17 protein-coding genes are annotated in these 17,459 nt (G+C 68.5%); 7 read left to right on the forward strand and 10 right to left on the reverse strand.

The genetic code is table 11. From position 1 onward, the window contains the following. Positions 1-39: 39 nt before the first annotated feature. The gene (locus tag AMYHA_RS10420; RefSeq protein ID WP_034270462.1) at positions 40-462 is read left to right on the forward strand and encodes an MmcQ/YjbR family DNA-binding protein; all 423 of its coding nucleotides are present in this window, start codon (positions 40-42) and stop codon (positions 460-462) included. A 58-nt stretch (positions 463-520) separates the two neighbouring features. Here the strand turns inward: AMYHA_RS10420 and AMYHA_RS10425 are convergent, their stop codons facing one another. Together AMYHA_RS10425 and AMYHA_RS10430 are read right to left on the reverse strand one after the other, a co-directional pair. Further along, entirely contained in the window at positions 521-1,978 is a 1,458-nt protein-coding gene (locus tag AMYHA_RS10425; protein ID WP_034270465.1) for a catalase, read from the reverse strand. Positions 1,979-2,363: 385 nt separating this feature from the next. Then, the gene (locus tag AMYHA_RS10430) at positions 2,364-2,735 is read right to left on the reverse strand and encodes a DUF5997 family protein (RefSeq protein WP_034270468.1); all 372 of its coding nucleotides are present in this window, start codon (positions 2,733-2,735) and stop codon (positions 2,364-2,366) included. 100 nt (positions 2,736-2,835) lie between these two features. Between AMYHA_RS10430 and AMYHA_RS10435 the strand changes: the two genes are divergently transcribed. Continuing rightward, positions 2,836-3,516: a LysR substrate-binding domain-containing protein gene (locus AMYHA_RS10435; RefSeq protein ID WP_051399750.1), complete on the forward strand. Its 681-nt coding sequence runs from the start codon at positions 2,836-2,838 to the stop codon at positions 3,514-3,516. 38 nt (positions 3,517-3,554) lie between these two features. Beyond that, the gene (locus tag AMYHA_RS10440; RefSeq protein WP_034276679.1) at positions 3,555-4,994 is read left to right on the forward strand and encodes a protein adenylyltransferase SelO; all 1,440 of its coding nucleotides are present in this window, start codon (positions 3,555-3,557) and stop codon (positions 4,992-4,994) included. 21 nt (positions 4,995-5,015) lie between these two features. On the opposite strand, the gene AMYHA_RS10445 is transcribed toward AMYHA_RS10440, so the two are convergent. The 7 genes from AMYHA_RS10445 to AMYHA_RS10475 form a co-directional block, all read right to left on the reverse strand. Continuing rightward, positions 5,016-5,792 (reverse strand): enoyl-CoA hydratase family protein, encoded by a 777-nt coding sequence (locus tag AMYHA_RS10445; protein ID WP_034276681.1) that lies wholly within the window; start codon positions 5,790-5,792, stop codon positions 5,016-5,018. Between the two features lie 207 nt (positions 5,793-5,999). Then, complete coding sequence (locus AMYHA_RS10450) at positions 6,000-6,728, reverse strand: sirohydrochlorin chelatase (RefSeq protein WP_231104686.1); 729 nt, start codon at positions 6,726-6,728, stop codon at positions 6,000-6,002. Between the two features lie 86 nt (positions 6,729-6,814). Further along, positions 6,815-8,092: a sulfate adenylyltransferase subunit 1 gene (locus AMYHA_RS10455; protein ID WP_034270474.1), complete on the reverse strand. Its 1,278-nt coding sequence runs from the start codon at positions 8,090-8,092 to the stop codon at positions 6,815-6,817. 3 nt (positions 8,093-8,095) lie between these two features. Next, positions 8,096-9,034 (reverse strand): sulfate adenylyltransferase subunit CysD, encoded by a 939-nt coding sequence (gene cysD, locus AMYHA_RS10460; RefSeq protein WP_034276686.1) that lies wholly within the window; start codon positions 9,032-9,034, stop codon positions 8,096-8,098. Between the two features lie 112 nt (positions 9,035-9,146). Further along, positions 9,147-9,857: a phosphoadenylyl-sulfate reductase gene (locus tag AMYHA_RS10465; protein ID WP_034270477.1), complete on the reverse strand. Its 711-nt coding sequence runs from the start codon at positions 9,855-9,857 to the stop codon at positions 9,147-9,149. Beyond that, entirely contained in the window at positions 9,854-10,003 is a 150-nt protein-coding gene (locus tag AMYHA_RS27855; RefSeq protein WP_034270480.1) for a hypothetical protein, read from the reverse strand. The genes AMYHA_RS10465 and AMYHA_RS27855 overlap by 4 nt, the downstream gene beginning before the upstream one ends. An 11-nt stretch (positions 10,004-10,014) precedes the next feature. Next, positions 10,015-11,706, reverse strand: coding sequence for a nitrite/sulfite reductase (locus AMYHA_RS10475; protein WP_034276688.1), 1,692 nt, complete (start codon positions 11,704-11,706; stop codon positions 10,015-10,017). Positions 11,707-12,012: 306 nt separating this feature from the next. Between AMYHA_RS10475 and hemW the strand changes: the two genes are divergently transcribed. Beyond that, a complete protein-coding gene (gene hemW / locus AMYHA_RS10480) occupies positions 12,013-13,263 on the forward strand; it encodes a radical SAM family heme chaperone HemW (RefSeq protein ID WP_084037055.1) in 1,251 nt (416 codons plus the stop codon). Between the two features lie 82 nt (positions 13,264-13,345). Further along, the gene (locus tag AMYHA_RS10485) at positions 13,346-14,152 is read left to right on the forward strand and encodes a nucleotidyltransferase domain-containing protein (RefSeq protein WP_034270482.1); all 807 of its coding nucleotides are present in this window, start codon (positions 13,346-13,348) and stop codon (positions 14,150-14,152) included. A 155-nt stretch (positions 14,153-14,307) separates the two neighbouring features. Here the strand turns inward: AMYHA_RS10485 and AMYHA_RS10490 are convergent, their stop codons facing one another. Beyond that, the gene (locus AMYHA_RS10490) at positions 14,308-15,060 is read right to left on the reverse strand and encodes an ABC transporter permease (RefSeq protein WP_051400377.1); all 753 of its coding nucleotides are present in this window, start codon (positions 15,058-15,060) and stop codon (positions 14,308-14,310) included. 117 nt (positions 15,061-15,177) lie between these two features. Here AMYHA_RS10490 and hrcA point away from each other — a divergent pair, with 117 nt between their 5' ends. Both hrcA and dnaJ read left to right on the forward strand, forming a co-directional pair. After that, positions 15,178-16,203 (forward strand): heat-inducible transcriptional repressor HrcA, encoded by a 1,026-nt coding sequence (gene hrcA / locus AMYHA_RS10495; RefSeq protein ID WP_034270484.1) that lies wholly within the window; start codon positions 15,178-15,180, stop codon positions 16,201-16,203. Positions 16,204-16,270: 67 nt separating this feature from the next. Then, positions 16,271-17,434, forward strand: a complete 1,164-nt coding sequence (dnaJ, locus tag AMYHA_RS10500; protein WP_034270487.1) for a molecular chaperone DnaJ — start codon at positions 16,271-16,273, stop codon at positions 17,432-17,434. Positions 17,435-17,459 lie beyond the last annotated feature (25 nt).

Consider the following 17,459-nt stretch of genomic DNA (forward strand, 5'->3'; position numbering starts at 1 on the left):
TCGCTCCCGCAGTTCTTGATCCGCGGCTACGCTGGCGTCATGTCAGGCAAGGGGAGGAGCCGACCAGCTCGGGTCGAGGACGTCCATGACCTGGCTGTGGCGATGCCGCACGTTTCGGTCACCTACGGGTCTGGCGACAACCCGATCTACCAGGTGGGTGGGAAGTCGTTCATCTTCTTCCGCACGCCGCGACCGGATGCGGTTGACCCGGAAACAGGGGAGCGCTATCAGGACGTGATCGTCTTCTGGGTCGCCTCCGAGGCGGAGAAGCAAGCGCTGGTGCAGGACCAGGGCTCGCCGTTTTTCACCACGCCGCATTTCGACGGACACCTGTCGGTGCTAGTGCGGGGTAGCCGGATCAACGAGCTCACTCGGCAAGAACTGGCGGAACAGGTGCAGGACGCGTGGTTGTCACGCGCGTCGGCGCGGCGAGCGAAGGCGTGGCTCAGCGAGCATCTCTAGAGGCGTTGTGGTCGCTCCAGCGACCACAACGCCTCTAGATTCACGCAGGTCGACGGTCTCAGCCGTTGCGTTTCACGGCCTTTTCGATCCGGTCGCCGATGTTCTTGTCGACGTTGCGCCAGTACTCGAACGCCCGCTGCAGGATCGGCTCGGAGACGCCGTTGCTCAGGTGACCTGCCACATTGGACACCAGGCGCTCGCGGGCCGTGTCGTCTAGCACCTCACGGACCATCGTGCCCGCCTGACCGAAGTCGTCGTCGTCCTTGCGCAGCGTGTACGCCTCACGCACCATCTCGCCGTCGGCGTACCAGAGGCCCGCCTCAGCGGTCAGCGACGGATCGGCCTGCGGGCCGCCGTAGGAGTTCGGCGCGTACACCGGGTCGGAGGCGTTGATGGTGCGGCCGACGCCGTCCTTCGAGTAGCTGTGCACCGGGACCTTGGGCTGGTTCACCGGGATCTGCTTGTAGTTGACGCCGAGCCGGGCGCGGTGCGCGTCGGCGTAGGAGAACCCGCGTGCCAGCAGCATCTTGTCCGGGCTGAGTCCGGTGCCGGCCACCAGGTTGTTCGGTTCGAACGCCGCTTGCTCCATCTCGGTGTGGTAGTCGGTGACGTTGCGGTTCAGCGTGAACCGGCCGACCTCGATCAGCGGGTAGTCGCCGTGTGGCCACACCTTGGTGAGGTCGAACGGGTTGAACCGGTACGTCTTGGCGTCCTCGAACGGCATGATCTGCATGTACAACGTCCAGCTCGGGTAGTTCCCGGACTCGATCGCGTTGTACAGGTCCCGCTGGTGGTAGTCGGCGTCCTCGCCCGCGAGGCGGTCGGCCTCGTCCTGGGTCAAGAAGTCGATGCCCTGGTCGGTTTTGAAGTGGTACTTCACCCAGAACCGCTCGCCATCGGCGTTGATCCAGCTGTAGGTGTGGCTGGAGTAGCCGTTCATGTGCCGCCATGTCTTCGGGATTCCTCGGTCGCCCATGAGCCAGGTCACCATGTGGGCCGACTCAGGGGAGAGCGTCCAGAAGTCCCACTGCATGTCATTGTCGCGCAGGTTGTTGTTGACCCTGCGCTTCTGCGAGCGGATGAAATGCTGGAACTTCATCGGGTCCCGGACGAAGAAGATCGGCGTGTTGTTGCCGACGATGTCCAGATTGCCCTCGGAGGTGTAGAACTTCACCGCGAAACCGCGTGGGTCGCGCCAGGTGTCCGGGCTGCCCCGTTCGCCCGCGACGCTGGAGAACCGGATCAGCATGTCGGTCGTGGCGCCTGGCTGGAATACGGCGGCCTTGGTGTAGGCGCTGACGTCGTTGGTCACCTCGAACTGGCCGAACGCGCCACCGCCCTTCGCGTGCGGCTGGCGCTCCGGGATGCGCTCCCGGTTGAAGTTCGCCATCTGCTCGATCAGGTAGTGATCGTTGAGCAGAACCGGACCGTCCGGGCCGACGGTGAGCGAGTGTTCGTCACTCGCGACCGGTATGCCCGCATCGGTCGTCGTCGGTTTGCGCTCGGCGTGAGTCATTGCCATGCCTCCTCGTGGTGGGGCGGTGCGAGTGAGGCGGCGTCGGGTGGCGCCGCATTCGAGCAATCAGGCGCCCCAGAACACGATCTCGGCCACGACGACGTCGACGTGCCGCTTGTCGCCGAGGAAAGACAGCGGTGATGTGGTCCCACCCCACGGTCGCGTTCGTCAACGGTCAACTGGGGATAGTCGGCCAGCCGGCGCAGCATGGCCTGACGGGGTCCGGTGACCCGGTGCCCCGCCTCGCGTAACCGCTGGCCGACCGACACGTTCTGGGGCATACAACCCCAGTCCACAACCGTTTCTGTAATCAGTCAAGAACACGCCGTGTCTCACCAGGAGACCGGGTGAGATGACTACCCGTTCGAGGTAGCGCGATCAGACGCTACGCACGCTTCTCCTTGATGCGCGCTGCTTCCTTCCTGACCTCGGCTTGGGTAGCGCGTTCCCGCTGCAGCCAGTCGGGGTTGTCCGCCTTCAACGCGTTGATCTGCTCCGTGGTGAGCGGATCGGTGATCCCGCCGCGTGCGAGACCGCCGATGGAGACGCCGAGCTTCGCCGCGACGACCGGCCGGGGATGCGGTCCGTTGCGGCGCAGGTCCCGCAGCCACTCGGGCGGATCGGCCTGCAGCGCGTTCAACTCGTCGCGGGAGACGACACCCTCCTGGAACTCCGCGGGGGTGGCTTCCAGGTACACCCCCAGCTTCTTGGCCGCTGTCGCGGGTTTCATCGTCTGGGAGGTGCGCTGCGACGTCATGGCGTCAAGGGTATCTGGCGTTCGCGGCACTCATCACGCCCGGTAATCTGCCGTGGTGACAGGCTCGCCTTCGTTCCGGCTCGCGTATGTCCCTGGTGTGATGCCGAACAAATGGGTGCGCCTCTGGCACGAGCGGGTCCCCGATGTCCCGCTCGTCCTCACCCAGGTGCCCGCGGCGAATGCCGACGACCTGGTGCGGGATCGCGACGTCGATGCGGTGCTCCTGCGGTTGCCCATCGACCGTACGGGCCTGCACGCGATACCGCTCTACACCGAGACGACCGTGGTCGTCGTCCCGAAGGATCATCTCGTGACCGCGGCCGACGAGATCTCCGTCGATGACCTCGCCGACGACGTCGTGCTGCACCCCCATGACGACACCCTCGACTGGCAACAGCCGCCCGGCCAGCCCGCGGTTGACCGTCCCGCGACGACAGCCGATGCCGTCGAACTGGTGGCGGCGGGAGTGGGGCTACTCGTCGTCCCGAAGTCGCTCGCCCGGCTGCATCACCGGAAGGACCTCACCTTCCGGCCGGTCGTGGACGCTCCGGAGTCGCGTGTCGCGCTGTCGTGGCGCGAGAACGAGACCACCGATCTGATGGAGCAGTTCATCGGGATCGTTCGAGGGCGGACCGTCAACAGCACGCGAGGGCGGCCACCGGAGCCGAAGCGCGACCGAGCCGATGCCGGTGGGCGGAAACCCGCGGCCGGAAGCCGCCAGCGGCGCGGCTCCGGCGGCCCGCACCGTGGCAGGCGAGGGAAGCCTCGCCGCCGCTCGTAGCCGTCGGGAGCGTGCGCCCGGTCCGTAGCATGGGAATCATGTCCACTCCGACGGCCCTGTTCCGGTTCGACGACTCCTACGCCCGCACGGTGTCCGATCTGTCCGTGCCGTGGACGGCGGCGCCGGTGCCCGATCCCGAACTGCTGGTGCTCAACGACGACCTGGCGACCGAGCTCGGCGTCGATCCGGCGGCGCTGCGCGAGCCGTCCGGTGTCGGACTGCTCGTCGGTCAGGTGCCCGAGGAGACCACCACGGTCGCCCATGCCTACGCGGGCCACCAGTTCGGCGGGTACGTGCCCCGGCTGGGTGACGGCAGGGCGCTGCTGCTTGGCGAAGTGATCGACACCTACGGCCGTCGGCGGGACCTGCACCTCAAGGGTTCCGGACGCACCCCGTTCGCCCGTGGTGGTGACGGTAAGGCGGTGGTCGGGCCGATGCTGCGGGAGTACCTGTTCGGCGAGGCGATGCACGGCCTCGGCATTCCCACGACGCGGGCGTTGTCGGTCGTCGGCACCGGCGAGCAGGTACTTCGGGAGCGGGAGTTGCCTGGCGCGGTGCTCTGCCGGGTCGCGGCGAGTCATCTGCGCGTCGGCACGTTCCAGTACGCCGCCGCGTCCGGCGACCAGAAGCTGCTGCGTGCGCTCGCTGACTATGCCATCGAACGCCACCATCCGGACGCCGCGGACGCGGACAACCCGTACCTCGCGCTGTTGGGCCGCGTGGTCGACGTGCAGGCTGAGCTCGTCGCGCGGTGGATGCTGGTCGGCTTTGTCCACGGCGTGATGAACACCGACAACATGACGATTTCCGGCGAGAGCATCGACTACGGGCCGTGCGCTTTCATGGACGCCTTCGACCCGCGCACGGTGTTCAGCTCGATCGACCACGCGGGCCGCTACGCCTACGGCAACCAGCCCCGGGCCGCGCAGTGGAACCTCGCGCGGCTCGGGGAGGCCCTGGTGCCGCTGATCGACGAGTCCGTGGACGCCGCCGTCGAGGCCGCTACTGACGTGCTCGGTGGGTTCGCCGAGCGCTACGACCGCCGCTGGTCCGAGGGAATGGCCACCAAGCTCGGACTAGGTGAGCCGAATCCGGAGCTCGTCACGGACCTGCTTGAGCTGATGCGCGACCAGCACGTCGACTACACCCGGTTCTTCCGTGCGCTCGCGGCAGGCACGGCGCGGAGCCTCTTCACCGATCCGGAACCGTTCGACGCGTGGGCGAAGCGACGTGAGGCTCTGCTACCCGCTGACCGCGAGGCCGTGGCAGCGGCGATGAACCGCGTCAACCCCGTCTACATCCCACGCAACCACCGAGTCGAGGACGCACTCGCGCAGGCGACCCTCGGGGAGATGGGCGAGTTCCACCGCCTCGTGGACGCCGTCTCCCGGCCGTTCGACGAGCGGCCAGGGCTGGCGGACTTCACCCAGCCCGCTCCACCGGATTGCCCGCCGCACGTCACCTACTGCGGCACCTGAAGCGCGGCGACCGCGAGACCGTCAGGACTCCGGGATCCAGTTCGGCTTGCGCTTCTGCGCGAACGCCGTGATGCCTTCCTGGCCTTCCTCGCTGGCGAAGAACCGCGCCGACAGGGACAGCATGTCGTTGAACGACTTCGCCAGGTCGTCCGCTGTGACGTCGCCGCGCAGCAGTTCCTTGGTGGCCGCGACGGCCTGCGGCCCGCCCGCGACCAGCGCCTTCACGAACCTGCCAACCTCGTCGTCCAGCGCGTCGGCGGGGACGGCCGAGTTGATCAGGCCGATGTCGGCGGCCCGCTTCGCCGTGAACTGCTCGCCGGTGAGGAAAAGCTCATGTGCCGCGCGGGGCAGCAGGCGCGGCAGCACTGGGATCGAGATCACCGCGGGCACGACGCCGATACGGACCTCGCTGAACGCGAAGGTGGCGTCTTCAACGGCAACGGCGATGTCAGCGGCGGCCACGATGCCGACACCACCCGCGCGGGCCGGTCCGGCCAGCTTGGCGACGACCGGCTTCGGGCTGGTCATGATCTGGGTCAGCAGCTGCGGGAACTCGTTGACGCCCTGATCGCCCGCGCCGGAGCCGCGCGCCTCTTTGAGATCCATGCCGGCGCAGAAGACCGGACCGGTGTGGTCGAGCACGATGACGCGCACAGCGTTGTCGTCGATCGCGCTGGTTAGGTGCTGCTTGAGCTCGGCGCGGAGCTGTGAGGACAGTGCGTTCCGGTTGCTGGGGGAGTCGAGAGTGATGGTCGCGACGCCGCGATCCACCACGTAGTGCACCAGTTCGTCAGCCATGGGGACAGCCTCGCACACGTCCGTGCGCCGGTCGCGGCGGCGAGTCGTGATGGCGATCACGCGAGCTCGGGGCGCGGGCATCTCGGAACACGTGGCACCGGAAGTCGGAACACGTGGAACCGGAAGTCGGGACTCGCGACCCCGGAACGTGGGACTCGCGCGGCCGAGGGTGCGACTCGCGGCGAATAAGGTGCGACTCGCGGGGCGCTACGCGGCGTGGGCAGTCGTGCGGGCTGCCTGGGCCGCTGTGGCGTAGCGAGTGAGGACGACGGAGGCGACGGCGTCCGCCGCGCCGAGTGGCGCGGCGAGCACGGTGTTGGGAGCGACGTCGTGTGCCCGCTGTTCGATACGGTCGAGGAGCAGGCCGGGGGCAAGGAACCACGGCGCGATGGCGATCCGCTCGGCGCCCCGGGCGCGCAGCTGGGTGATGGCGGACCGCACGTCCGGGCCGCAGGTCGTGAAGGCGTGCGTGACGGCCGCGTAGTCGCCGCGCCCGTGCAACCGCGCCGCGACCTTGGCGACGACATCGTTGGCGGCGGCATCGGCGGAGCCCACCCCAGCCAGCACCACACCGAAGCCGGGGTCTGGTGCCGCACCCGCTTCGGCCAGCCGCGCGCGGACCGCGTCGAGCAGCAGCGGGTCGGGGCCGAGCACGTCGGACACCGCGACGCGCAGGCCCGGCGAGCGCTGCTCGGCCTCGGCGATCAGCGCGGGCAGGTCCACGCGCGAGTGGAAAGCATTACCCAGCAGGAGCGGCACGACAACGGCCTCGGCGTGGCCTTCCGCGGCGACGTCGTCCAGCACGGACGTGAGCGGCGGCTCGGACAGGCCGAGGAACCCCACCCGGACGTCCACGCCAGGGGCGACGGCGCGCACGCGCTCGGCGAGCCGCTGGATCGTGGCGGCCGAGCGCGGGTCCCGGCTGCCGTGCGCCACGAGGACCAATGGCGCGGCGGTGTGCGGAGCGTGCCGGGCAAGCCCCGAACCATGCGGGGCCGGGCGGTGCGGTGCCGACCGCATCGCTACCCGACACCCAAGGCGGACAGGGGCGCGCCAACCAGGCCAGCAGCGAGCGTGTCACCGCTGGACGGGTCGATCACCAGGAACGCGCCGTTGCGGTGGGCGTGGCCATAGTCGTCCACCGGCAGCGGCTCGGCGGTGCGCAGCTCGACGCGCCCGATGTCGTTGAGCGCCAGCGTCTCCGGGCCGTCCTCGACCGACAGGTTCTGCTCGTCGAACCGCGCCGACAGCTCGGTGACCATCCCCTGCACCGTCTTGGTGCCGTGCTTGACCAGCACCCGGGCACCCGGCTTCAGCGGTTTGGACGCCAGCCAGCACAGCGCGGCGGTGAACTCGTCGGTGACGTCCGGCGCGGAGGCCGCGGCCGCGATGAGGTCGCCGCGCGCGATGTCGACGTCGTCGGCGAGCACCAGCGTCACGGACGCGCCCGAGCCCGCCTGCTCCAGCGAGCCGTCGGCGGTGTCGACGCTGGTGACCGTGGTGCGTTGCCCGTTGGGCAGCACGACGACCTCGTCGCCGGGCCGCACCGTGCCGGACGAGATCTGCCCCGCGTACCCCCGGTAGTCCGGGAACTGCTCGGTACGAGGGCGGATCACGTACTGCACTGGGAGCCGGAACGGTTCATCGTGCGGGTCCGGCGCGACTGGCACCTCCTCCAGGTGAGCCAGCAGCGTCGGCCCGGTGTACCACGGGGTGTTGTCCGATCGGGTTGCGACGTTGTCGCCGTGCAGCGCCGAGACCGGCACCGACAGGACGTCGCCGACGCCGTAGCCCAGTGCCGTGGCGTGGTCGGTGAACTCCTTCGCGATGACCTCGAAGGTGCCCTCGTCGTAGTCGACCAGGTCGATCTTGTTCACCGCCAGCACCAGTCTCGGCACGCCGAGCAGCGCCAACACGGCGGCGTGGCGGCGGGTCTGCTCGATCACACCGTTGCGGGCGTCGACGAGCAGCACGCCGAGCTGCGCGGTGGACGCGCCGGTCACCGTGTTGCGGGTGTACTGCACGTGCCCAGGCGTATCGGCCAGCACGAACGACCGCTTCGGCGTCGCGAAGTAGCGGTAGGCGACGTCGATGGTGATGCCCTGCTCACGTTCCGACCGCAGCCCGTCGACCAGCAGCGACAGGTCCGGCGTTGACGCGCCACGGTCCACACTGGCCCGCGTGACGGCATCGAGCTGATCGGCGAGCACCGACTTCGTGTCGTAGAGCAGGCGACCGACCAATGTGGATTTGCCGTCGTCAACGCTGCCAGCGGTGGCGAGGCGAAGCAGTGAACTCATGGCTTAGAAGTACCCCTCACGCTTGCGGTCTTCCATGGCTGCCTCAGAGAGCCGGTCGTCGGCCCTGGTGGCACCACGCTCGGTCAGCCTGCTCGCCTGCACCTCGGCGATGACGTCGGCGACCGTGGTCGCGGTCGATTCGACTGCCCCGGTGCAGGAGCCGTCGCCGACGGTCCGGTACCGCACCAGCTTGCGGACGACTTCCTCGTCGTCACGCGGACCGCCCCATGGGCCCTCGGTCAGCCACATGCCGTCGCGCCAGTACACGTCGCGTTCGTGCGCGTAGTAGATCGAGGGCAGCTCGATCTTCTCCTTGGCGATGTAGTTCCAGACGTCGGCCTCGGTCCAGTTGGACAGCGGGAACACCCGCACGTGCTCGCCGGGCTTGTGACGGCCGTTGTAGAGGTTCCACAGTTCGGGCCGCTGGCGACGCGGGTCCCACTGGCCGAAAGCGTTGCGCAGGCTGAAGATGCGTTCCTTCGCCCGTGCCCGCTCCTCGTCACGGCGGCCACCACCGAAGACGGCGTCGAACCCGTGCTCGGTGATGCTGTCCAGCAGCGGCACCGTCTGAAGCGGATTCCGGGTGCCGTCGGGGCGCTCCTCAAGGCGTCCGTCGTCGATCCAGTCCTGCACCTTGGCCACGACGAGCCGCAGGCCGTGCTCCGCGACGACGCGGTCGCGGAACTCGATGACCTCATCGAAGTTGTGTCCGGTGTCGACGTGCAGCAGCGGGAACGGCACCGGAGCGGGCCAGAACGCCTTGATCGCCAAGTGCAGCAGCAGGGTGGAGTCCTTGCCGCCGGAGAACAGGATTACCGGTCGGTCGAACTCGCCAGCCACCTCGCGGAAGATGTGGATGGCCTCCGACTCCAGCGCGGCCAAGTTGTCGGTGGCCGCGTCCAGCCCGGCGTCGAGGGCGACCGGTGGGTGCGTCTCAGTCATCGGTTCCTTCCGGTTGGTGCCGTCGGTTCGGACCTGCGAGCAGTCCTCGGGTCCGTCGGTTCGGACCTGCGAGCAGTCCTCACGGCCGTCGGTTCGGACCTGCAAGCAGTCCTCACGCGTGCAGGCCGCACTCGGTCTTCGACTGACCTGCCCAGCGGCCGCTGCGGGGGTCGGCGCCCGGTGCGACCTTCGCGGTGCACGGGGCGCAGCCGATCGACGGGTAGCCCTCGCTGACCAGCGGGTTCTCCAGGATGCCGTGCCGGTCGATGTAGGCACGGAACTCCTCGTCGGTCCATGCCGCGATGGGGTTGATCTTGACGAGCCCGTTCTTGTCGTCCCACTGCACCAGCGGTGTGTTCGCACGGGTCGGAGCTTCGACACGGCGCACGCCGGTGATCCAGGCGTCGTAGCGGGACAGGGCGTTCTGCAGCGGGACGACCTTGCGCAGGAAGCAGCACTTGTCCGGGTTGGTGCGGTTGAGCAGGCCGAACTCCGCCTCCTGTTCGGCCACCGACTGCTCAGCCTCGGCGTTGACGATGGTGATCTGCGGGTACTGCGCCGCGACGGCGTCGCGAGTGCCGAGCGTCTCCGCGAAGTGGTAGCCGGTCTCCAGGAACAGCACGTCCACGTCCGGCTTGACCTTGGCGGCGACGTCGACCAGCACCGCGTCCTGCATGTTGGACGCCACGATCAGGCGGTCGCCAAAGGTGTCGAACGCCCAGCGCAGCACCTCGTCCGTGCTCGCATCCGCCAGCTTGGCGGCCGCTCGCTCGGCGAGCGCCTTGTGCTCTTCCTTCTGACTCGTGGTTTCTGTGATGGTCATCCTGCACCCTCCGGAAAGTTCAACCCGAGCAACGTCACCGTGAACACCCGCCGGCACGAGGTACACAACCAGGTGTGGTCCTCGTGCGGTCGCAGGTCTTCGTCACCGCAGTACGGGCAGTAGAACGGTTGCGCGCGTTCACTCATCTCATGTCTCGCTATGTGAGATCATCGTCGGCCGCGCGGGCGGCCCACTGAGCGAAGCGCTCGTCGTCTGTGCGTTGGTCGATGAAGTTGCGCACCACTCGCTCGACGTAGTCACCCAATTCGGCGCTAGTCACCTTGTGGCCGCGCAGCTTGCGGCCGAAACCGGCGTCAAGGCCAAGTCCGCCACCGAGGTGCACCTGGAAACCCTCAACCTGGTTGCCGTCGGCGTCGGTGACGATTTGGCCCTTGAGGCCGATGTCGGCGGTCTGAATTCGCGCGCACGAGTTGGGGCACCCGTTGAGGTGAATGCTCAGCGGCGGCAGGTCGGCGGCCGCGGTCAGGTCCGCCAGCCGCTTCTCCAGGTCGTCGACCAGGTCCTTCGCGCGCTGCTTCGTCTCGACGATGGCGAGCTTGCAGAACTCGATGCCGGTGCAGGCCATCACCCCGCGCCGCCACGGCGACGGCTCGGTGGACAACCCCAGTGCGTCCAGCTCGCCGCGCAGGCCGTCTACCTCGGACTCGGCGACATCGAGGACGACCAGCTTCTGCTGCGGCGTCAGCCGCACCTTGGTCGAGCCGGCACGCTCGGCGGCCTTGGCGACACCCATCAGCGTGGTGCCGGACACTCGGCCCGCGACCGGCGCGGCACCGACGTAGTACTGGCCGTCCCGCTGCTGGTGCACGCCGACGTGATCGATCGGACGCTCCGGCACCTCAGGTGCGGGGCCATCGATCAGCTCGCGGCCGAGGTACTTCGTTTCGAGCACCTCGCGGAACTTCTCCGGTCCCCAGTCCTTGACCAGGAACTTGATCCGCGCGCGGTGCCGCAGCCTGCGGTAGCCGTAGTCGCGGAAGACGCTGACCACCCCTGCCCAGACGTCGGGCACCTCGTCCAGCGGTACCCATGCGCCGAGGCGCTTGCCGATCATCGGGTTGGTCGACAGCCCGCCGCCGACCCAGACGTCGAAGCCTGGCCCGTGCTCCGGGTGGTTGACGCCGACGAACGCGACATCGTGCACCTCGTGCGCCACGTCGGGCTGGCCGGTGATGGCGGTCTTGAACTTGCGCGGCAGGTTGGAGAACTCGGGCGCACCGATGTAGCGGCGCTTGATCTCCTCGATCGCCGGGGTGCCGTCGATCACCTCATCGGCCGAGATGCCCGCGACCGGAGAGCTGAGGATCACCCGGGGGCTGTCGCCGCAAGCCTCCATGGTGGTCAGGCCAGCGTCCTCGAGGCGCTGCCAGATGGTGGGCATGTCCTCGATCTGGATCCAGTGGTACTGGATGTTCTGCCGGTCGGTGATGTCGGCCGTGTCCCGCGCGTAGGTGTGCGACAGCTCGCCAAGCAGGTGCAGCTGCTCCGTGGTCAGCGCACCGCCGTCGCTGCGCACCCGCAGCATGAAGTACGAGTCGTCCAGCTCCTCCGGTTCGAGCGTGGCGGTCTTGCCGCCCTCGATGCCGGGCTTGCGCTGGGTGTAGAGGCCGTACCAGCGAAACCGTCCGCGCAGGTCACCGGGGTCGATGCCATCGAAGCCGGTGTGGGCGTAGATGTTCTCGATCCGAGCGCGGACGTTGAGCGGGTTGTCGTCCTTCTTGCTCTGCTCGTTCTTGTTCAGCGGCTCGCGGTAGCCGAGGGCCCACTGGCCTTCGCCCCTGCGCCGACGTGGGGTGGCGTTCCGCTTGCCAGCGGTGGGTGTGGTCACGTCGTCCTCCGGTATCGCGACGGTGCCTGCGTGGATGCTTGGTGGGGCATGAGCGGGCAACACGACGCGACGTGCCGTGTCGGCCACTCACGAGGTGGAAGCTGTGAAATACCCCGGGAAGATCAGGCCGATGCCTGGCACAGGGCGCTGGAGACACGCCGGTAGTCGACGTGGCGACGAACCACGAGCAGGACACCGGCGGAAGAACTCATGAGCCTTAGCGTGCCATCCGCCCAGGATGTGGTCCAGTCATGCCCACATGTTGGGAGGTAGAACACGTGCGGCGGCTGTGCGTCCGTCTGCGGCATGGCGGCCTGGGACACTGGGAGTGTGCCAGCACTGCCAGAGGGCCGCGATGACGTCGCCGCGCCCCGCGACGCATCCCTGCCCGAGACCGCCCTGCGCGGCCTCGGGCAGCGCCCGTTCGGCGTGTACGTGCACGTGCCGTTCTGCGCCACGCGCTGCGGGTATTGCGACTTCAACACCTACACGGCCGCGGAACTTCCTGACTCGGCGTCCTCTCCTGAGTCCTGGCTGGCGGGACTGCGTACTGAGCTGGACCTCGCTGTCCGGGTGCTTGGCGAGCCGCCACGCGCGGAAACGGTGTTCGTCGGCGGCGGGACGCCGTCGCTGCTCGGCGCGGACGGCCTCGCCGCCGTGCTGGACGCCGTGCGCTCCACCGTGGGTCTCACCGACGACGCCGAGGTCACCACGGAGAGCAACCCCGAGTCGACGTCGCCGGAGTTCTTCGCGGGGATTCGCGCGGCCGGCTACACCCGGGTGTCGCTCGGCATGCAGTCGGCAGCGCCACACGTGCTGGCCACGCTCGATCGGGTGCACACCCCGGGACGTCCGGTCGCGGCGGCGAAGGAGGCCCGCGCGGAGGGCTTCGAGCACGTCAACGTGGACCTGATCTACGGCACGCCCGGTGAGACCACCGACGACCTGCGTGCCTCGCTGGACGCCGTGCTCGACGCGGGTGCGGACCACGTCTCGGCGTACGCGCTGATCGTGGAGGACGGCACCGCGATGGCACGCAAGGTCCGATCGGGTGAGTTGCCGATGCCGGACGACGATGTCCTCGCCGCCGACTACGAACTCGTCGACGCTGCGCTGACCGAGGCGGGGTTGCGCTGGTATGAGGTGTCGAACTGGGCGGCATCGGCCGAAGCGCGGTGTCGGCACAACCTCATCTACTGGCGCGGCGGCGACTGGTGGGGTGCTGGTCCCGGGGCGCACAGTCACGTCGGCGGCGTGCGCTGGTGGAACGTCAAGCACCCCGCCCGCTATGCCGGATTGCTGGCGGCGGGGGAGTCGCCAGCGGCGGGGAGGGAGCTGCTGTCGGTGTCCGATCAGCAGCTGGAGCGGGTGATGCTGGAACTGCGGCTCGCCGACGGACTCGCGTTGGACGTCCTCGACGACGCCGGTCAGCGTGAGGCGCGGCGGGCCGCGACCGAGGGCCTGCTGGACGCCGACGCGCTCGCGGCTGGCAGGGCGGTGCTGACCGATGCGGGGCGGTTGCTCGCGGACGGCGTCGTCCGGCGGCTGGTCGGCTAGCGCGAGGCGAAATTACGTCGTCATCGACGCCGCGAATCCGTACTCTTGCGGTCCGCAAGATCGAGACCGGGAGGGGTGCGGGATGACCAGACGAAATGTGGAGTACGGCGACGCGTCTGTCGCGCTGCCGAACGAGATCCTGCGATCCGTCGTTGGTTCCGGTGTGCACGGGATCGCGGTGGCTGGCACCGACGATCACGACGAAATGGGCGTGTACGTCGAGCCGCCGGAGCACGTCGTTGGCTTGGTCTCCGCGCGACCGGACTACATCTGGCGGACCCAGCCCGAAGGCGTCCGTTCCGGGCACGGTGACATCGATCTGGTGCTGTACTCGCTGCGGAAGTTCCTCCGCCTCGCGGTCAAGGGAAACCCGACGGTCCTGCTTCCGCTGTATGCGCCGGGAGACGAGCTGGTCACCGTCACCTCGCTGGGCAGGGAACTGCGTGAGATGCGCGCGTCGTTCCTGTCGCGGCAGGCGGTCGAGCGTTTCCTCGGCTTCATGCATTCCCAGCACGAGCGCATGATGGGGCGCGGCAGACGAAGTCGGGTGCCGAACCGTCCGGAGCTGATCGAGCGGTACGGCTGGGATGTCAAGTACGGCAGCCACGCGCTGCGGCTCGCCTTCCAAGGGCAGGAGATCGCTCGCGACGGCCAGCTCACGCTGCCGCTCATCCCGGAGCAACGGGAGCGGGTGCTCGCGGTCAAACACGGCGAGGTTCCGCAGGCCGACGTGTCGGAGCAGATCGCGGACATCGAGTGCGACATCCGGCGTCGTCTCGACGAGGACCGGACCCCGCTGCCTGCGACGGCGGACCTGCCGCTGATCTCGGCCTGGGCCATCGACGCGCAGCGTCGTCACTGGGGCTGGCTCCAGGACGACGTCGCCTGACGCGAGGCAACTTGATCTTTCTTTGCTCCTTGGGTGACCAGCTGAACCGGTCTAAACGGACAAATTTTGTAACTCAAGGAGCAAAGAAGATCAACTGCGGGTAGCCAACGCAGTGAAAGCGCCTTTCGCCGCACCGAGCGCAGCGAAGGCGTCTTTCACCGCGCGGCGCCCTGGACCACGCGTCCGGTCGCTACCAGTTCGATCGTCAGTAGCACCGCGATGGCCTGTGCGGCCAGCACTCCGACCAGCACGAGCAGCTGCGCGGCACCGGCCTCCAGCGGGCTCGCCCCGCCAAGCAACACGCCGACGTACGCACCGGGCAGGGTGACCAATCCCACCGTGCGGGTCTGGTCTAACGCTGGCACCAGCGCTTGCGACGCCGCTGGCCGGAACACTTCCAGCGCGGCGAGGCGCGGCAGGAACCCCAGCGCCAGCGCGGCCTCGTACTCGCCGTAGCGGTTCCGCAGCTCGTCCAGCGCCCGCTTGCCCGCCAACGAGGTCGCCACCATCGCGTTGCCGATCAGGATGCCCGCGATGGGGATGATCGACACGCCGCTCATCGGCACCAGACCCGAGCCGAGGATCAGCCCGAGCACCGGCGCGAGCCCCACTGTGATCGCTACCGCCGCCCAGGCCCCGCTCCGGTGGGGCGTGATCCGCCGCCAGGACGTGACCCCGGCCGCCGACAGCATCACGACCAGGAACAACGCCGTCAGCCAGCCGGAACGCAGCACGAACACGATCACCGCGGACACCGCCGAGAGCTGCACCACGGCGCGCACCGCGGCCAGCACCGTTGTCCGCGTCGTGCCGAGCTGACCAGCGGCGGAGACGATGGCCGCGATCGCGACCAGGCTCACAAGCACCAGGGCGAGAACGGCGTTGATCGGGATGACGGCATCGCGCACGGTAACGATCTTGCCCTGTTCCGCGTCCGCGCACACCCCACGGTTCGAAGACTGGGAAGACACGGTCCGGCGACCGCGCCGTAAACTGGGCGGTAGTCATCGGCGAGCGGAGGTGAGATGGCCAACGCGGAAGACCGCAGGTTTGAGGTGCTACGCGCTATCGTCGCCGACTACGTGTCGAACCAGGAGCCGATCGGGTCGAAGGCGCTGGTTGACAAGCACAACCTAGGTGTGTCCAGTGCCACTGTGCGCAACGACATGGCCGCGCTCGAGGAGGAGGGCTACATCGCCCAGCCTCATACGAGCGCGGGCCGGATTCCCACCGACAAGGGGTACCGCGTCTTCGTCGACCGGCTCTCCGAGATCAAGCCGCTGAGTGTGGCCGAGCGGCGGGCGATCAAGAACTTCCTCGAAGGCGCGATCGACCTGGAAGACGTCATGCGCCGGTCTGTGCGGCTGCTCGCGCAGCTCACCAGGCAGGTCGCCGTCGTGCAGTACCCGACGCTGTCGAACTCGACGGTGCGGCACATCGAGCTGGTCTCGCTCACGTCGGCGCGGCTGATGATCGTGCTGATCACCGGCAGCGGCAGGGTGGACCAGCGCACCGTCGACCTCGGCGACGTCATCACCGAGGACAACATCGCGCGGATGCGCACCGTACTCAACAGTGCGCTGGAAGGGGAACGGCTGACCGACGCCGCCGCCGCGGTGGCCGAACTGCCGGAACAAGCCCCGCCTGAGCTGCGCGACGCCATGTTGCGGGTCAGCACCGTTCTGGTGGAGTCTCTTGTCGAGCACCCTGAGGAACGACTCGTGCTCGGCGGCACCGCCAACCTGACCCGCAACGTCGCCGATTTCCCCGGGTCACTGCGGCAAGTGCTCGAAGCGCTCGAGGAACAGGTCGTCGTGCTCAAGCTGCTCGCGGCCGCACGCGGACCCGGTTCGGTCACCGTGCGCATCGGTGAGGAGAATGAGGACGAACAGATGCGTAGTACCTCCGTTGTGTCGATCGGGTACGGCTCGGACGACATGCTTTTCGGTGGTATGGGCATCGTTGGCCCGACGCGCATGGACTACCCGACCACGATCGCCGCCGTGCGTGCTGTGGCCAACTACGTCGGCCAGATCTTGTCCGGAAGGTAGCGCCGCGCTGGTGCGAGGCTTCCGGCTTGCTGCACTGCGCCCATGATCTTGAGGAGGACGACGAGGAGTGGCGAGGGACTACTACGGCATCCTGGGTGTCGCCAAGAACGCGACAGACCAGGAGATCAAGCGCGCGTACCGCAAGCTGGCCCGTGAGCTGCACCCTGACGTCAATCCGTCTGAGGACGCGCAGCAGCAGTTCGCCGAGGTCACGACCGCCTACGAGGTGCTGTCCGACCCGCAGAAGCGCAAGATCGTCGACCTCGGTGGCGACCCGATGGACAACGGCGCGAGCGCGCGCGGCGGGCGCGACCCGTTCGCCGGGTTCGGCGGGCTCGGCGACATCATGGACGCCTTCTTCGGTGGCGGTGCTGGCGCCGCGACCGGCAGGGGGCCGCGCAGCAGGGTGCAGCCCGGCTCCGACGCGCTTATCCGCGTCGGCCTCAGCCTCGAGGAGTGCGCCACCGGCCTCTCCAAGGAGATCGCGGTCGACACCGCCATCCTGTGCGATCTGTGCCGGGGTGACGGCACCAACGAGAGTGCCACGATGGCCACCTGCGACACCTGCGACGGGCGCGGCGAGATCCAGTCGGTGCAGCGCTCCTTCCTCGGCCAGGTCGTCACCGCGCGGCCATGCCCGGTGTGCCACGGTTTCGGCGAGGTCATCACCGACCCGTGCCGCAAGTGCGGCGGCGACGGCAGGGTTCGTTCCCGCCGCACCGTCACCGCCAAGATCCCGGCTGGCGTCGGTGACGGTATGCGCATCCGGCTGTCCGGGCAGGGCGAGGTCGGGCCCGGCGGCGGTCCCGCTGGCGACCTCTACGTCGAGATCGACGAGGAACCGCACGACGTCTTCATGCGCGAGGGCAACGACATCCACTGCCACGTGCGGGTACCGATGACCACCGCCGCGCTCGGCGCGACCGTGCCGCTGGAGACGCTGATCGACGGCGAGCACGAGTTGACCTTGGAGCCGGGCACCCAGCCGGACACGGAGCTGGTGCTCACCGGCAAGGGCATGCCGAAGCTGCGGTCGTCCGGCCGTGTCGAAGGTCGCGGCGACCTGCACGTCCACGTCGACGTCCAGGTTCCGACCAAATTGGACGATCAGCAGCGCAAGCTGCTCACCGAGTTGGCGGAGCTGCGCGGCGACGACTCGTCGGCCGTCATGGCGGGCAGTAAGCAGTCCGGCGGGCTGTTCTCTCGCTTCCGTGCCAAGGCAGGCCGCTGAGTCCTGCTGCCGTGACCGCTGACGG

Source organism: Haloechinothrix halophila YIM 93223 (assembly GCF_000504245.1).
GTDB lineage: Bacteria > Actinomycetota > Actinomycetes > Mycobacteriales > Pseudonocardiaceae > Haloechinothrix_A > Haloechinothrix_A halophila.

Excerpts from the sequence above, each read along its gene's own strand:
- AMYHA_RS10420 (WP_034270462.1), top strand. The coding sequence starts at position 40 with ATGTCAGGCAAGGGGAGGAGCCGACCAGCTCGGGTCGAGGACGTCCAT.
- AMYHA_RS10425 (WP_034270465.1), bottom strand. The coding sequence starts at position 1,978 with ATGACTCACGCCGAGCGCAAACCGACGACGACCGATGCGGGCATACCG.
- AMYHA_RS10430 (WP_034270468.1), bottom strand. The coding sequence starts at position 2,735 with ATGACGTCGCAGCGCACCTCCCAGACGATGAAACCCGCGACAGCGGCC.
- AMYHA_RS10435 (WP_051399750.1), top strand. The coding sequence starts at position 2,836 with ATGCCGAACAAATGGGTGCGCCTCTGGCACGAGCGGGTCCCCGATGTC.
- AMYHA_RS10440 (WP_034276679.1), top strand. The coding sequence starts at position 3,555 with ATGTCCACTCCGACGGCCCTGTTCCGGTTCGACGACTCCTACGCCCGC.
- AMYHA_RS10445 (WP_034276681.1), bottom strand. The coding sequence starts at position 5,792 with ATGGCTGACGAACTGGTGCACTACGTGGTGGATCGCGGCGTCGCGACC.
- AMYHA_RS10455 (WP_034270474.1), bottom strand. The coding sequence starts at position 8,092 with ATGAGTTCACTGCTTCGCCTCGCCACCGCTGGCAGCGTTGACGACGGC.
- cysD (WP_034276686.1), bottom strand. The coding sequence starts at position 9,034 with ATGACTGAGACGCACCCACCGGTCGCCCTCGACGCCGGGCTGGACGCG.
- AMYHA_RS10465 (WP_034270477.1), bottom strand. The coding sequence starts at position 9,857 with ATGACCATCACAGAAACCACGAGTCAGAAGGAAGAGCACAAGGCGCTC.
- AMYHA_RS27855 (WP_034270480.1), bottom strand. The coding sequence starts at position 10,003 with ATGAGTGAACGCGCGCAACCGTTCTACTGCCCGTACTGCGGTGACGAA.
- hemW (WP_084037055.1), top strand. The coding sequence starts at position 12,013 with ATGGCGGCCTGGGACACTGGGAGTGTGCCAGCACTGCCAGAGGGCCGC.
- AMYHA_RS10485 (WP_034270482.1), top strand. The coding sequence starts at position 13,346 with ATGACCAGACGAAATGTGGAGTACGGCGACGCGTCTGTCGCGCTGCCG.
- hrcA (WP_034270484.1), top strand. The coding sequence starts at position 15,178 with ATGGCCAACGCGGAAGACCGCAGGTTTGAGGTGCTACGCGCTATCGTC.